This is a genomic window from Streptomyces sp. NPDC097981 (assembly GCF_040302565.1).
Taxonomy (GTDB): Bacteria; Actinomycetota; Actinomycetes; order Streptomycetales; family Streptomycetaceae; genus Streptomyces.
Map to the genome: position 1 here is coordinate 33636 of NZ_JBEORW010000019.1, position 15212 is coordinate 48847.

At 72.6% G+C, this 15212-nt stretch carries 10 protein-coding genes and 2 pseudogenes; 6 read left to right on the forward strand and 6 right to left on the reverse strand.

The window, feature by feature from the left end:
• The first annotated feature begins 73 nt into the window (after positions 1 to 73).
• Entirely contained in the window at positions 74 to 1807 is a 1734-nt protein-coding gene (locus ABTY04_RS19670) for an ABC transporter ATP-binding protein (protein WP_352214703.1), read from the forward strand.
• Positions 1804 to 3726 (forward strand): ABC transporter ATP-binding protein, encoded by a 1923-nt coding sequence (locus tag ABTY04_RS19675; protein WP_352214617.1) that lies wholly within the window; start codon positions 1804 to 1806, stop codon positions 3724 to 3726. The genes ABTY04_RS19670 and ABTY04_RS19675 overlap by 4 nt, the downstream gene beginning before the upstream one ends.
• 93 nt (positions 3727 to 3819) lie before the next feature.
• Here ABTY04_RS19675 and ABTY04_RS19680 read toward each other — a convergent pair whose 3' ends face one another.
• From ABTY04_RS19680 to ABTY04_RS19700, 4 genes and pseudogenes are all read right to left on the reverse strand, one after another.
• The gene (locus ABTY04_RS19680; protein ID WP_502996675.1) at positions 3820 to 4965 is read right to left on the reverse strand and encodes an RNA polymerase sigma factor; all 1146 of its coding nucleotides are present in this window, start codon (positions 4963 to 4965) and stop codon (positions 3820 to 3822) included.
• A gap of 262 nt (positions 4966 to 5227) precedes the next feature.
• Positions 5228 to 7306 carry a molybdopterin oxidoreductase family protein gene (locus tag ABTY04_RS19685; protein WP_352214618.1) on the reverse strand — a complete coding sequence of 693 codons (2079 nt, stop codon included), beginning with the start codon at positions 7304 to 7306 and terminating at the stop codon, positions 5228 to 5230.
• Positions 7307 to 7553: 247 nt separating this feature from the next.
• Positions 7554 to 7664 (reverse strand): annotated as a pseudogene (locus tag ABTY04_RS19695) (3-alpha-hydroxysteroid dehydrogenase); the annotation flags it as partial.
• 31 nt (positions 7665 to 7695) lie between these two features.
• Positions 7696 to 8373, reverse strand: coding sequence for a SanA/YdcF family protein (locus ABTY04_RS19700; protein ID WP_352214619.1), 678 nt, complete (start codon positions 8371 to 8373; stop codon positions 7696 to 7698).
• 172 nt (positions 8374 to 8545) lie between these two features.
• Between ABTY04_RS19700 and ABTY04_RS19705 the strand changes: the two are divergent.
• From ABTY04_RS19705 to dnaG, 4 genes and pseudogenes are all read left to right on the forward strand, one after another.
• Positions 8546 to 9423: pseudogene (locus ABTY04_RS19705) on the forward strand (sirohydrochlorin chelatase).
• Between the two features lie 65 nt (positions 9424 to 9488).
• The gene (locus ABTY04_RS19710) at positions 9489 to 10829 is read left to right on the forward strand and encodes a deoxyguanosinetriphosphate triphosphohydrolase (RefSeq protein ID WP_352214621.1); all 1341 of its coding nucleotides are present in this window, start codon (positions 9489 to 9491) and stop codon (positions 10827 to 10829) included.
• A gap of 93 nt (positions 10830 to 10922) precedes the next feature.
• Entirely contained in the window at positions 10923 to 12197 is a 1275-nt protein-coding gene (locus ABTY04_RS19715; protein WP_352214622.1) for an NAD(P)/FAD-dependent oxidoreductase, read from the forward strand.
• A gap of 34 nt (positions 12198 to 12231) precedes the next feature.
• The gene (dnaG, locus tag ABTY04_RS19720; protein WP_352214623.1) at positions 12232 to 14136 is read left to right on the forward strand and encodes a DNA primase; all 1905 of its coding nucleotides are present in this window, start codon (positions 12232 to 12234) and stop codon (positions 14134 to 14136) included.
• An 8-nt stretch (positions 14137 to 14144) separates the two neighbouring features.
• Here dnaG and ABTY04_RS19725 read toward each other — a convergent pair whose 3' ends face one another.
• Together ABTY04_RS19725 and cutA are read right to left on the reverse strand one after the other, a co-directional pair.
• A complete protein-coding gene (locus tag ABTY04_RS19725) occupies positions 14145 to 14573 on the reverse strand; it encodes a gamma-glutamylcyclotransferase family protein (protein ID WP_352214624.1) in 429 nt (142 codons plus the stop codon).
• Positions 14570 to 14884, reverse strand: coding sequence for a divalent-cation tolerance protein CutA (gene cutA, locus ABTY04_RS19730; protein ID WP_352214706.1), 315 nt, complete (start codon positions 14882 to 14884; stop codon positions 14570 to 14572). The genes ABTY04_RS19725 and cutA overlap by 4 nt, the downstream gene beginning before the upstream one ends.
• Positions 14885 to 15212 lie beyond the last annotated feature (328 nt).

Sequence of the window (15212 nt, forward strand, 5' to 3'; positions counted from 1 at the left end):
TCAGTGGGGTTCGGACGCGGGGTGGCCGAAGATGGACCGAACCCCCCTCGATCTTGCCGACCGGAGCCTGCGCGTGCTCATACGACTTCTGCGGACCCATCTGAGTCCGTACCGGAAACCGATCGCCCTCCTGGTCCTGCTGCAACTGCTGCAGACCAGCGCAAGCCTCTACCTCCCCACGCTGAACGCGGACATCATCGACAACGGTGTCGTCAGCGGGGACACCGGCTACATCCTCCGCTTCGGCGCACTGATGCTCGGTGTCTCCCTCTTCCAGCTCGCCTGCAACATCGGCGCCGTCTACTTCGGCGCCCGTACCGCGGCGGCCGTCGGACGCGACATCCGCGCCTCCGTCTTCGACCGGGTGCAGAGCTTCTCCGCGCGGGAGCTCGGCCACTTCGGCGCACCCTCGCTGATCACCCGTACGACGAACGACGTGCAGCAGATCCAGATGCTGGTGCTGATGACCTTCACCCTGATGGTGTCGGCTCCGATCATGTGCATCGGCGGCATCGGCATGGCGCTCTCGCTCGATGTGAAGCTGTCGGGCGTACTGCTGGCCGTGGTCCCCGTCCTCGGCCTCTCGGTCGGCGCGATCGTCCTGCGGACGCGGCCGCTGTTCCGGAAGATGCAGGTCCGCCTGGACACGGTGAACCGGGTGCTGCGCGAGCAGATCACCGGCAACCGCGTGATCCGCGCCTTCGTCCGCGACGAGTACGAGAAGGACCGGTTCCGGGAGGCCAACGCCGACCTGACCGGAGTCTCCCTCGCGGCGGGCCGGCTGCTTGCGCTGATGTTCCCGACGGTGATCCTGGTCGTGAACATATCCAGCGTCGCCGTCATCTGGTTCGGCGCGATGCGCATCGACGGCGAGGGCATGGAGATCGGCCAGCTGACGGCCTTCCTCGCCTACCTGATGCAGATCGTCATGTCCGTGATGATGGCCACCTTCATGTTCATGATGGTGCCGCGCGCCGAGGTCTGCGCCGAGCGCGTCCAGGAGGTCCTGGACACCGAGTCCAGCGTGGTCCCGCCGGCCGAGCCGGTGCGCGAGCTCGCCCGGCGCGGGCAGCTGGAGCTGCGCGGCGCCGATTTCCGCTACCCGGGCGCCGAGGCCCCGGTGCTGCGCGGGGTGGACCTGGTGGCCCGCCCCGGCGAGACCACCGCGGTCATCGGCTCCACCGGCAGCGGCAAGTCCACCCTGCTGGGCCTGGTCCCGCGGCTGTTCGACGCGACCGGCGGCGATGTGCTGGTCGACGGGGAGGACGTGCGCCGCCTGGAGCCGGAGCTGCTGGCCAGAACGGTCGGCATGGTCCCGCAGAAGCCGTACCTCTTCTCCGGAACCGTCGCCTCCAACCTGCGGTACGGGCGTCCCGACGCCACCGACGAGGAACTCTGGCACGCGTTGGACGTGGCGCAGGCCAAGGACTTCGTGTCCGAGCTGGACGGCGGCCTGGACGCACCGATCACCCAGGGCGGAACGAACGTCTCCGGCGGCCAGCGCCAGCGTCTGGCCATCGCGCGCACGCTGGTGCAGCGCCCGGAGATCTACCTCTTCGACGACTCCTTCTCCGCCCTCGACTACGCGACGGACGCGGCGCTGCGCGCGGCGCTCGCGCGCGAGACGGAGGACGCGACGGTGGTCATCGTCGCCCAGCGGGTCTCCACGATCCGCGAGGCCGACCGGATCATCGTGCTGGACGAGGGCCAAGTCGTGGGCGAGGGGCGCCACCACGAGCTGATGGCCGACAACGAGACCTACCGGGAGATCGTGCTCTCCCAGCTGACGGAGGCGGAGGCCGCATGAGCGGGCCCGGAGGACGGATGATGATGGGGCCGGCCGAGCGGTCCCTGGACTTCAAGGGCTCGGGCAAGCGACTGCTGGGCCAGATCGCGCAGGACCGGGTCAAGCTGTGGGGCATGGTCGTCGCCGTCGTCGGCAGCGTCGGCTGCTCGGTCGTCGGTCCGAAGATCCTCGGCAAGGCGACCGACCTGGTGTTCGCGGGGATAGTCGGCCGGGAGATGCCGGCCGGGATCACCAAGGAGCAGGCGCTCGACGGACTGCGCGCCAAGGGTCAGGGCGGGATGGCGGACATGCTGTCCGGCACCGACTTCACCCCCGGCGAGGGCATCGACTTCGGTGCGATCGGGGTCGTGGCGATCTGGGCGCTGGTGGTCTTCACCCTCGCCGGCCTGCTGATGCTGGTCGCGACGCGGCTGTCGAACCACATCATGAACGGCACCGTGTACCGGATGCGCGAGGAGCTCCAGGGGAAGCTGTCGCGGCTGCCGCTGTCGTACTTCGACCGGCAGAAGCGCGGCGAGGTGCTCAGCCGGGCCACCAACGACATCGACAACATCGGGCAGACGCTCCAGCAGACGATGGGCCAGCTGCTCAACTCGCTGCTGACGATAGTCGGCGTGCTGGCGATGATGTTCTGGATCTCCCCGCTGCTGGCGCTGGTCGCGCTGGTGACCATCCCGGTGTCGGTCTTCGTCGCGGCGAAGATCGGCAAGAAGTCGCAGCCGCAGTTCGTGGCGCAGTGGAAGTCCACGGGTGCGCTCAACGCGCACATCGAGGAGATGTACTCGGGCCACGCCCTGGTCAAGGTGTTCGGCCGGCAGAAGGAGTCCGCGGCCGTCTTCGCCGAGCAGAACGAGGCGCTGTACCGGGCCTCGTTCAAGGCGCAGCTGGTCAGCGGGATCATGCAGCCGGTGATGTTCTTCGTCTCGAACATCAACTACGTGCTGGTGGCGGTCGTCGGCGGTCTGCGGGTGGCCTCGGGCAGCCTGTCGATCGGTGACGTGCAGGCCTTCATCCAGTACTCGCGCCAGTTCTCGATGCCGCTGACGCAGGTCGCGTCGATGGCGAACCTGGTGCAGTCCGGCGTCGCCTCGGCAGAGCGGGTCTACGAGCTGCTGGACGCGCAGGAGCAGGAGCCGGACGCTGCGGTCCCGGAGCGTCCGGAGCAGCTCCGCGGCCGGGTCACGCTCGACAAGGTGGCCTTCCGCTACGAGCCGGACAAGCCGCTGATCGAGAACCTGTCGCTGACCGTCGAGCCGGGCCAGACGGTCGCGATCGTCGGTCCGACGGGCGCTGGCAAGACCACCCTGGTCAACCTGCTGATGCGGTTCTACGAGGTCACGGGCGGCGAGATCGCCCTGGACGGGGTGGACATCGCGAAGATGACGCGCGAGGAACTGCGTGGCGGCATCGGCATGGTGCTCCAGGACACGTGGCTGTTCGGCGGCACCATCGCGGAGAACATCGCCTACGGTGCGGCCCGCGAGGTCACGCGCGCCGAGATCGAGGAGGCGGCGCGGGCCGCGCATGCGGACCGGTTCATCCGCACCCTGCCGGACGGCTACGACACCGTGCTGGACGACGAGGGTGCGGGTGTCAGCGCGGGCGAGAAGCAGCTGATCACCATCGCCCGGGCGTTCCTGTCGGACCCGGTGATCCTGGTGCTCGACGAGGCGACGAGCTCGGTGGACACCCGCACCGAGGTGCTGATCCAGAAGGCGATGGCGCGCCTCGCGCACGGCCGTACGTCCTTCGTGATCGCGCACCGGCTGTCCACGATCCGCGATGCGGACGTGATCCTGGTGATGGAGAACGGTTCGATCGTGGAGCAGGGCACGCACGGGGAACTGCTGGCGGCGGAGGGCGCGTACGCGCGGCTGTACGCGGCGCAGTTCGCGCAGGCGGTGGCCGAGGTCGACTGACGCCGGCCGGCCGTCATCGGTCGGCGGTCGTGCCAGGGGTGCCCTCTCGTTCGGGGGCACCCCTTCTCCGTACCGGTCTGCGGTCCGTGTTGCTCAGTCCAGGTAGCCGCGGAGCTGGTCGGCGAAGGCGTGGTCGCGCAGCTTGTTGAGCGTCTTGGACTCGATCTGCCGGATCCGCTCGCGCGTCACGCCGAAGATCCGCCCGATCTCCTCCAGGGTGCGGGGCCGGCCGTCGGCCAGGCCGTAGCGCAGCTGCACGACCTTGCGCTCGCGCTCGCCGAGGGTCGACAGCACGGCTTCCAGGTGCTCGCGGAGCAGGAAGAACGCGGCGGACTCCATGGGCGAGGCGGCGTCCCCGTCCTCGATCAGATCACCGAGGGCGACGTCGTCCTCCTCGCCGACCGGCGCGTGGAGCGATACCGGCTCCTGGGCGAGGCGCAGTACCTCCAGGACCCGTTCGGGGGTCAGTTCGAGGTGGACGGCGACCTCTTCGGCGGTGGGCTCGTATCCGCGTTCCTGGAGCATGCGGCGCTGTACGCGCACGACGCGGTTGATCAGCTCGACGACGTGGACGGGCACGCGGATGGTGCGGGCCTGGTCGGCGAGGGCCCGCGACATGGCCTGCCGGATCCACCAGGTGGCGTAGGTGGAGAACTTGTACCCGCGGGCGTAGTCGAACTTCTCGACGGCCCGGATGAGCCCGAGGTTCCCTTCCTGGACGAGGTCGAGCATGGTGAGCCCGCGGCCCACGTAGCGCTTGGCGACGGAGACGACGAGCCGCAGGTTCGATTCGATGAGGCGCCTCTTGGCCATCCGCCCCATGACGACGAGCTTGTCGAGGTCGAGGGCGAGCCGCAGGTCGAGGTCGGGGGTGTTGCCCAGTTTCTCTTCGGCGAACAGTCCGGCTTCGACGCGGCGTGCGAGCTCGACCTCCTCGGCGGCGGAGAGCAGCGGGATCCTGCCTATCTCGCGCAGGTACTGCCGGAACAGGTCGGCGGAAGGGCCCGATCCGCCGCTTTCGGGGCGCCGGCGCGGCTCGGGCACCTGCTCGATCAGCTCCAGCACCACGGGCTCGTCGGGCTCCTCGTCCACGGCGTCGGCCTCGGGCTCTTCACCCGCAGTGGCCTCGGTGTCATGGACGGGCGGGCTCGCGTTGACGGTCAGGATCCGGGTCTGCACGGGGGCGACCTCCAGGGCTCCGAGGACGGGGGCACCGCACCTCAGTGTGGGGTACGACACATCACTGCCACGAGGGGCGTGCGAGCACTTTCTGAGTCCGGTGCGTGACCGGATGGTTACCCCCCGCCGGGAATCCCGATGCGGACCGGACGCATGTCCGACAAGAACGGCTCCATGTCCGCGTACGAAACCCACGTGACGGTGCGCTGCCGGGGCGCCGGGACGCTGGAACGCCCGCCGGATCCGCCAGGCGGACGGGGGCCGGCACGGGTCCTGTACGACGCGGTGCGGACGGCGGCGGGCGCCCTCGCCCGGAGCCGGATCAGGCCGGCTCGACGCGGACCGCGCAGACCTTGAACTCCGGCATCCGGGAGGTGGGGTCCAGGGCCGGGTTGGTCAGGGAGTTGGCGCGGCCCTCGCCCGGCCAGTGGAACGGCATGAAGACCGTGTCCGCGCGGATGGTGTCCGTGATGCGGGCCGGGGCCACGGCGCGGCCGCGGCGGGAGACGACCGCCAGCGGGGCGCCCTCGACCGCCCCGATGCGGGCCGCGAGGCGCGGGTGGAGTTCCACGAAGGGGCCGGGGGCTGCCGCATTGAGCTCGTCCACGCGGCGGGTCTGGGCGCCCGACTGGTACTGGGCGACCACGCGGCCGGTGGTGAGGAGGAGGGGGTACTCGGCGTCCGGGACCTCGGCCGCGTCGCGGTGGGAGACGGGGACGAAGCGGGCCCGCCCGTCGTCGGTGGCGAAGCGGTCCAGGAAGAGGCGCGGGGTTCCGGGGTGGGAGTCCTGCGGGCAGGGCCAGAAGACGCCCTGTTCGGCCTCGATGCGGGCGTAGGAGATGCCCGAGTAGTCCGCCGGGCCGCCGGCCGAGGCACGGCGGAGCTCCTCGAAGACCTCCTCGGGGGCGGTGGGGAAGCCCTTCTCGATGCCGAGGCGGGCGGCCAGCCCGTGCAGGACCTCCAGGTCGGTGCGCACCCCCGGCGGCGGGGTCAGGGCCCGGCGGCGCAGCAGGACGCGGCCCTCCAGATTGGTGGTGGTGCCGGTTTCCTCCGCCCACTGGGTGACGGGGAGGACCACGTCCGCGAGGGCCGCCGTCTCGGAGAGCACCACGTCCGCCACCGCGAGGAAGTCCAGGGAGCGGATGCGGTCCTCGATGTGGGCGGCGCGGGGGGCCGAGACCACCGGGTTGGAGCCCATGAGGAGGAGGGCCTTCACCTCCGTGCCGAGCGCGTCGAGGAGTTCGTACGCGCTGCGGCCGGGGGCGGGCAGGCTGTCGGGGTCGACGCCCCAGACCCCGGCGACGTGGGCCCGCGCCGCCGGATCGGCGAGCTTGCGGTAGCCGGGGAGCTGGTCGGCCTTCTGGCCGTGCTCGCGGCCGCCCTGGCCGTTGCCCTGGCCGGTGAGGCAGCCGTACCCGGAAAGCGGGCGTCCGGCGCGGCCGGTGGCCAGGCACAGGTTGATCCACGCGCCGACGGTGTCGGTTCCCTTGGACTGCTGCTCGGGCCCGCGGGCCGTCAGGACCATCGCGGAGGACGGCGCGCAGAACAGGGCGACCGCCTCGCGGAGTTTGGGGACGGGCACACCGGTGATCCGCTCCACCAGCTCCGGCCAGTGCGCCATCGCCGCGGCCCGGGCCTCCTCCCAGCCGGTGGTGCGCCCGGCGATGAACTCCTCGTCGGTGCGCCCTTCGGCGACGACCAGGTGCAGCAGGCCCAAGGCGAGGGCGAGGTCCGTCCCGGGGCGGGGGGCGAGGTGCAGGTCGGCCTGCTCGGCGGTCCGGGTCCGACGCGGGTCGACGACGATCAGCGTGCCGCCGTTCGCCTTGAGCTCGGTGAGGTAGCGCAGGGCGGGCGGCATGGTCTCGGCCGGGTTCGAGCCGACCAGGATCACGCAGCCGGTCCGCGGGATGTCCTCCAGGGGGAAGGGGAGTCCGCGGTCCAGTCCGAAGGCCCGCTGGTGGGCGGCGGCCGCCGAGGACATGCAGAAGCGGCCGTTGTAGTCGATCTGCGAGGTCCGCAGCGCGATACGGGCGAACTTGCCGAGCGCGTAGGCCTTCTCGTTGGTCAGTCCGCCGCCCCCGAACACCCCGACCGCGTCGGGCCCGTGCGCACGCCCGGTGCGGGCGAGGCCCTCGGCGACGGCGTCGAGGGCCTCCTCCCAGGTGGCCGGCTCCAGCCGTCCGGCGTGGGTGCGGACGAGCGGCCCGGTCAGGCGCACCCGGGAGGAGAGCACGGCGGGGGCGGTCCGCCCCTTGCCGCACAGCGCACCCTGGTTCACCGGGAAGTCCGGCCGCTCCTCCACCACCACGCTCGCGCCGCCCGGTTCAGGGCGGAGGTTCATCCCGCACTGCAGTGCGCAGTACGGGCAGTGCGTGGCGGTGGCAGGATCCGGGGTGTGCATACCGCCCAGCCTGCGACGGCGGTGTTACGCGGGCCGCCGCTCCCGGTTACGCCTCCCGTACGGTCACCTCAGCACGCCCGTCGACGCCCGGTGAGGCCCGGCGGTACTCGGGCCGGCAGAGGATCTCCACGTACACGATCCGGCCTCGTACGACGTCGAGGACGAGGTACCCGTCGTCGGCCGGCAGCGGCACACATCGGCGCCGGCCTTCCCGCCCGGCGGGACCGGTCGGCGGCCGGGGTCGCCCTCCCGTCAGGTGCTTCACCGTCGGCCCGGCGGTCCAGCCGCCGTCCACCGCGGGTTCGGCGCCCGTCATGTAACCGGCGGCGCCGGACAGGAGGAAGGCGACCGCGGCGGCCGTCCGCCAATCGGCACAGGCCGACGGCGCGTCAGTCTGCCGGTGCCCCCAGCGCCCGCGACACCCCCTGCTCCTTCGGCCCCATGAACCGCGGCTCCGGCTTGAACGTCGCGTCCAGCGCCGCCTTGCCGGCCGCGAACACCTCGCGCGTGCCGCCGTAGTACCAGGTCGCGTCGTGCGCGTCGTCCACCCCGACCCCGTACGCGTCCACGCCCGCCGCACCGCACAGGGCGACGGCCCGGCGTATGTGGAAGCCCTGGCTGATCAGCACCGCCCGCTTCACCCCGAAGATCTCCTTGGCCCGCACGCAGGAGTCCCACGTGTCGAAGCCCGCGTAGTCGCTGACGATGCGGTCGCCCGGCACACCGTGGGCGGTCAGGTACGTCCGCATCGCGTCGGGCTCGTCGTACTCGGTGCGGCTGTTGTCCCCGGTGACGAGAACGACCTTGGCCTTGCCCGTGCGGTACAGCTCGGCCGCCGCGTCGAGCCGTCTGGCCAGATAAGGGGTCGGCCGCCCGTTCCACAGTCCCGCCCCGAACACCACCGCCACCTCGGAGGCCGGTGCGTCGGCCGTGCTCCGCAGCCGGTCCGCGGCCGCCGCGTGCGTCCACGCCGACGGGAGCAGCGCCAGCACGCACGCGGCCACCACCGCCTGGACGGCCCGGCGCCGCCCCGCCACCGTCCTCGCCCAGCCCGGTGTCAGCTTCATGGTCGATCCCCCCCTTGCCCCACACGCCGTTCGCACACATTGACGATCAGCGCCCGGCCCCCAGTTCCCCCCTCCCCGCCTTTCACTCGGACGAATGACCGGGTGAGCTCCCGGAAAACACCCGTCACCCCCGCGCAACGCCCACGCAACCTCCGGCCTGCAGGATCGGTTCATGACGGAGCTGGTGCACCCTCCCGAGTCCCTGTCCCTCCCCTTTCCCCCCGCCACGGCCACGGAGCTGCTGACCCGGATCACCGCCCAACTCGGCATGCAGCTCAGCGGACTGCGTCCGTGGCAGGCGGCGGGGGGCCGGTCCGACGGAGCCCCCGCATGCAGCCCACCCTCGTCGCCGTCGCCCACGGCAGCCGCGACCCCCGCGCCCTCCCCGCCGTCCTGGCCCTCCTCGACCGGATCCACGAACTGCGCCCCCGCCTCGACGTCCGGCTCGGACACGTCGAGCTGAACCGGCCGCTGCTCGGCGAGACCCTCGGGAGCACCACCGGCGCGGCCGTGCTCGTCCCGCTGCTCCTCGGCCGCGGCCACCACGTCAAGCGGGACCTCCCGGCGGCCGCCGCCCGCGCCGCCCACCTCGACACCCGTGTCGCCGCCCCGCTCGGCCCGCACCCGCTCCTGGTCGAGGCCCTGTACGAGCGCCTCCTGGAGACCGGCTGGGCCCCCGGGGCGGGTACGGCCGTCGTCCTCGCCGCCGCCGGCTCCCGCGACCCCGACTCGGCGGCCGACACCCGCCGCACGGCCGCCCTGCTCTCCGACCGCCTCGACGGCGTGCCCGTCGTACCGGCCTATGCCTCCGCCGCCGCCCCGACCGTCCCCGACGCCGTCCACGCCCTCGCCGCCCGCGGCCACCACCGGATCGCGGTGGCCTCGTACTTCACCGCCCCCGGCCGCTTCGCCACGCAGAGCGCCGCCGCCGCGCCCGGCCCGGCGGCCGCCCCGCTCGGCGACCACCCGGCCCTGGCCCGCCTCGTGCTCCAGCGCTACGACGAGGCCGTCACCCGGCAGCGGACCCCCCTGGAACTGGCCACCGCATAAAGACCCCGTTGGTTCGGATTGCTCAGATTGGTCCTCTTGTCGGTGCTTCCGGTTACCTTCTGAGCATGGAAGGCATGGAAGGCACCGCCACCGCACCCGTCCGTCACTCCGACCCGGACGCCCCCTACGAACCGTCCGACACCGAACGCTGGGCCGTCGAACCCGACAAACGGCCCGGCCGGACCGCCTTCCAGCGCGACCGGGCGCGCGTGCTGCACTCCGCCGCGCTGCGCCGCCTCGCCGGGAAGACCCAGGTCGTCACCCCCGGCAGCCGCTCGTACGACTGGGACGCCAGCCCCCGCACCCGCCTGACGCACTCCCTGGAGTGCGCCCAGGTCGGCCGCGAGCTCGGCGCGGCCCTCGGCTGCGACCCCGACCTCGTCGAGGCCGCGTGCCTCTCGCACGACATGGGCCACCCGCCCTTCGGGCACAACGGCGAGGAGGCGCTTAACGAGTTCGCCAAGGACTGCGGCGGATTCGAGGGCAACGCCCAGTCGCTGCGCCTGCTGACGCGCCTGGAGCCGAAGCGTTTCGTACCCGACCCGGCGAGCGGTTCGCTCGTCAGCGTCGGGCTCAACCTCACCCGGGCCTGCCTGGACGCCGCCACCAAGTACCCCTGGGCCCGCGGCGGCCACCCCACCGACCCCGACTCGGTCAAGTTCGGCGCGTACGACGACGACCTGCCGGTCTTCGAGTGGCTGCGGCGCGGCGCGCCCGCGGACCGCAAGTGCTTCGAGGCCCAGGTGATGGACTGGTCGGACGACGTGGCGTACTCCGTCCACGACTTCGAGGACGGCCTGCACGCCGGGCACATCGACCCCAACCTCCTCTTCTCCGAGCCCGAGCGGACCGCGATCTGGCGGGTCGCGATCGGGCGGTACGTGCCGGCCGGCACCGAGCCGGAGGAGCTCCGCGAGGCTCTCGACCGGCTGCTGGAGCAGGAGTGGTGGCCGCACGGGTACGACGGATCGGCCGTGGCCCAGGCCCGCCTCAAGGACGCCACCAGCCAGCTGATCGGCCGCTTCTGCCTGGCCGCCGAGGGCGCCACGCGCGAGGCGTACGGCTCCGGCCGCCTGACCCGGTACGCCGCCGAGCTGGTCGTCCCGCGCGAGGCGCGCAACGAGTGCGCGGTCCTCAAGGCGGTCGCCGACCTGTACGTGATGCAGCGCGACGAGCAGGAGCGGCTCCGCGCCGACCAGCGCATCGTCCTGGCCGAACTCGCCGAGGCGCTCAGCGCCCGCGCACCCGAGGGCCTGGACCCGCAGTTCCGGGCGATCTTCGACGCCGCGCCCGACGACAAGGCCCGCAAACGCGCGGTCATCGACCAGATCGCGGCGCTCACGGACGCCTCCGCGCGCTCCCTGCACGCCCGGCTCACACGGCGCACGCGCCGGTTCGAAGGGTGAGCCGATCGGGCCACTCCCCCTTCACGCGGCAGGCTCAGTGCGGGACGCTCGCATGTGGTCGCATGTGGCGGAGAGGTTATGAGGAGGCATCAGGTGGTCGACGCACACCGGACATTCGTCATCGTCGGCGCAGGGCTTGCCGGGGCTAAGGCGGCCGAGACGCTGAGGTCCGAGGGGTTCACGGGGCGGGTGATCCTCATCGGCGACGAGCGCGACCATCCGTACGAGCGGCCCCCGCTGTCCAAGGGATACCTCCAGGGCAAGGAGGAGCGCGACAGCGTCTTCGTCCACGAGCCGTCCTGGTACGCCCGGGCCGACATCGAGCTGCACCTCGGCCAGCCCGCGGTCCACCTGGACCGGGACGCCAGGAAGGTGCTCCTCGGGGACGGCACGGTGTTGCACTACGACAAGCTGCTGCTGGCCACCGGGGCCGAGCCGCGCCGCCTCGACATCCCGGGCACGGGCCTGGCCGGGGTGCACCACCTGCGCCGGCTCGCCCACGCCGAGCGGCTGAAGGGCGTCCTGGCCACCCTCGGCCGGGACAACGGCCACCTGCTGATCGCGGGCGCCGGGTGGATCGGCCTGGAGGTCGCCGCCGCGGCCCGCGGGTACGGGGCCGAGGTCACCGTGGTCGAGCCGCTGGCCACCCCGCTGCACGCGGTGCTCGGCCCGGAGATCGGCAGGCTGTTCGGGGACCTGCACGCCGATCACGGGGTCCGCTTCCACTTCGGTGCGCGGCTCACCGAGATCGTCGGCCAGGACGGCATGGTGCTCGCGGCCCGGACGGACGACGGGGAGGAGCATCCCGTGCACGCCGTGCTCGCGGCGATCGGGGCCGCGCCGCGGACCGCGCTCGCCGAGACCTCGGGGCTGGCCCTGGTCGACCGGCAGCACGGCGGCGGCATCGCCGTGGACGCCTCCCTGCGGACCAGCGACCCGCACGTGTTCGCGGTCGGGGACGTGGCCGCCGCGCACCACCCGCTGCTCGGGACCCGGCTGCGGGTCGAGCACTGGGCGAACGCGCTCAACGGCGGCCCGGCCGCGGCGCGGGCGATGCTGGGGCAGGAGGTCTCGTACGACCGGGTGCCGTACTTCTTCTCCGACCAGTACGACGTGGGTCTGGAGTACTCGGGGTACGCCCCGGCGGGCGGCTACGACCAGGTGCTGATCCGAGGCGACGTGGCCAAGCGGGAGTTCATCGCGTTCTGGCTGTCGGACGGGCGGGTGCTGGCCGGGATGAACGTGAACGTGTGGGACGTCAACGAGCACATCCAGGCCCTGATCCGGTCGAAAGCGCAGGTCAACCGCGAGGCACTGGCGGACCCGGCGGTTCCGCTGGACTCCCTGGTGCGGGCCGAGGGGGCCTGACCGGTTTGCCGGCGCCCGGCCGTAGACTTCTCTGGTGGCAGGACGGATCAACGACGACGACGTGAAGGCGGTACGGGACGCGGTCCCGATCGACGCCGTGGTCTCCGACTACCTCCAGCTGCGCAACGCGGGCGGCGGCAACCTCAAGGGCCTGTGCCCCTTCCACGACGAGAAGTCCCCGTCCTTCCAGGTCAGCCCCAGCAAGGGTCTCTACCACTGCTTCGGCTGCCAGGCGGGCGGGGACACCCTCGACTTCATCATGAAGATCGACCACCTGTCGTTCTCGGAGGCCGTCGAGCGCCTCGCCGGGCAGGCCGGCATCACCCTCCGGTACGAGGAGGGCGGCTACACCGCCGGCACCAGCGGCCGCGGCGAGCGCATCCGGCTCGTCGAAGCGCACAAGGCGGCCGCCCAGTTCTACGTCGAGCAGCTGGGCGGAGCCGAGGCGGAGATCGGCCGCAGGTTCCTGGCCGAGCGCGGCTTCGACCAGGCCGCGGCCGAGCACTTCGGCGTCGGGTACAGCCCGGCCGGCTGGGACCACCTGACCCGGTTCCTGCGCGGCAAGGGCTTCAGCGACAAGGAACTGATCACCTCCGGCCTGGCCCAGGACAGCCGCAGCGGCAAGCCCATCGACCGCTTCCGCGGCCGGCTGATGTGGCCGATCCGCGACATCAGCGGCGAGGTGGTCGGCTTCGGCGCGCGCAAGCTGCGCGACGACGACAACGGGCCGAAGTACCTGAACACGCCCGAGACGGCGATCTACAAGAAGTCCCAGGTGCTGTACGGCATCGACCTGGCCAAGAAGGAGATCGCGAAGACCTCGCGGGCCGTGGTGGTCGAGGGCTACACGGACGTGATGGCCTGCCACATGGCCGGGGTCACGACCGCCATCGCGACGTGCGGCACCGCCTTCGGCGGCGACCACATCAAGATCCTGCGCCGCCTGCTGATGGACAACGCGACGGCCGAGGTGATCTTCACTTTCGACGGTGACGCGGCCGGCCAGAAGGCGGCGCTGCGCGCCTTCGAGGACGACCAGAAGTTCGCCGCAGAAACCTCCATCACCATCGCCCCCGGCGGCATGGACCCGTGCGACCTGCGCCTGGCGCAGGGGGACGCGGCGGTGGCCGGACTGGTGGAGGCCCGGACCCCGCTGTTCGAGTTCGCGCTGCGGCACATCGTGGCCCGGCACAACCTGGAGAACCCGGCGGGCCGGGCGGCCGCGCTGGACGAGGCGGCCCCGGTCGTCGCCAACATCAAGAACATCGCGATCCAGCACGAGTCGGCGGTCCAGCTGGCGGGGATGCTGGGCATCCGGGACGAGCAGTTCGTGGTCAAGCGGGTCGCGCAGCTGGCGCGCTGGGCCCGGGAGCGGGGCAACCAGCCCGGCGGGCAGCAGCAGGGCCGCGGCCGGCCCGCGTACGAGGCTGCGCCGGCGCCGGCCGCGCCCGCGGGTGGTCCGGCGCTGAACCTGCGCAGCCCGGCGCACCGTACCGAGCGGGAGCTGCTCAAGCTGGCGCTCCAACGGCCGGCCTTGGTCTCCCCCGCCTTCGACGCGTACGGGGCGGACGAGTTCACGGCCCCGCCGTACGCGGCGGTGCGCGAGGCCATCCAGGCCGCGGGCGGCGCCTCCCTGGGCACCGACGACTACCTGGCCCGGGTCCGCGACGCCGCGCCGAACGACACGGTCCGCGCGCTCGTCACCGAGCTCGCGGTCGAGGCCATCCACGCCAAGACGGTGGACGAGGTCTACGCGGGGGTCCAGCTGGTCCAGGTCCGGCTGCGCGCGGTCGACCGCCGGGTCCACGAGGTCCAGGGCACGATGTCGCGCCTGGGCCACCAGGCCCCGCCGGAGCAGCTGGCGGCGGTCCAGGAGGAGCTCTGGGTCCTCCAGCAGTACGGCCAGCGCCTGCGCAACCGCGGCGCCGAGGGCCTGTAGCCGGCCGACTACGTGCGCCGGCGTCGGCCGAGCCAGTCGCCGCCCGGTATCTCGGTGCCGGACTCGCGCAGCCGGCGGGCCAGGAGCGGGGCCGCCAGGTAGACCCAGGCGGGGGTCCGGGTGCCGTCGGCGCGGACCGCGTCCCGGCGGACCCGGTCGTAGACGTTCAGCGGCCGGTGGGGGCCGTGGTACTCCTCCAGCCGGTCCAGTTCGGCCAGCAGCCTCCCGTACGCGCCGGGCGCCGGGGTGACCAGCTCGCCGACGATCTCCGATCCCGGGTGCTGTACGGCGTACGGGTAGCCGGGACCGTCGTACAGGAGGGCGTCCGGGAGCCGGGCGGGCTCCTCGGCGGCCGTGCGGCCCCGCAGGAACAGGGTGTGGTTGACCTCCCCCGGGCGCAGGGTCCCGTACACGAAGAAGGGGAACTCGGCGGTCATCCGGCCGTCACCTCCGCCGCGACCCACGCCAGGTAGTCCGCGCTGCCCCGCACCACCGGCATGGCGATGACCTCCGGTGTGTCGTACGGGTGCCCGGCGGTCAGCCGGGCCTCCAGGGCCGGGTAGGCGGCCGTGGTGGTCTTGAACAGCACCTGCCATTCCGGGGAGGTCTCCAGCGCGTCCTTCCAGCGGTAGACGGAGGTCACCGGCCCGGAGATCTGCGCACAGGCGGCCAGCCGTGCCTCCACGGCCCCGCGGGCGAGGGCGGCGGCCGCCTCCGCCGAGTCGACGGTGGTCAGCACGGCGAGCACGGCGGATGCCCCGGGCGCCGGATCCTGTGGTGGCTGTGGCTGCGGCTGCGGCCGGTCGGCTGATGTCACGGGGCCCTCTCTCGGTTGCGGCGGACGGCACACGGCCCGGGGCTCAAGGTCCCGATTCTGCCTGCGCCCCTCCACCGTACGCACCGCCGTACCCGGTCCCGGCGCGATCCCGCGTGATCCCGGCCCGGCCCGGTCCGCCCCGGCCTCACCCGGACGGGCCGGGAGCCCGGATGGCCGAAGCCGGGACCGTGACCTGCGGCAACGGCCACCGGGCGGACAGATCTGACGGAACATCAGCAGGCGGGCCGCGGACAGGCCG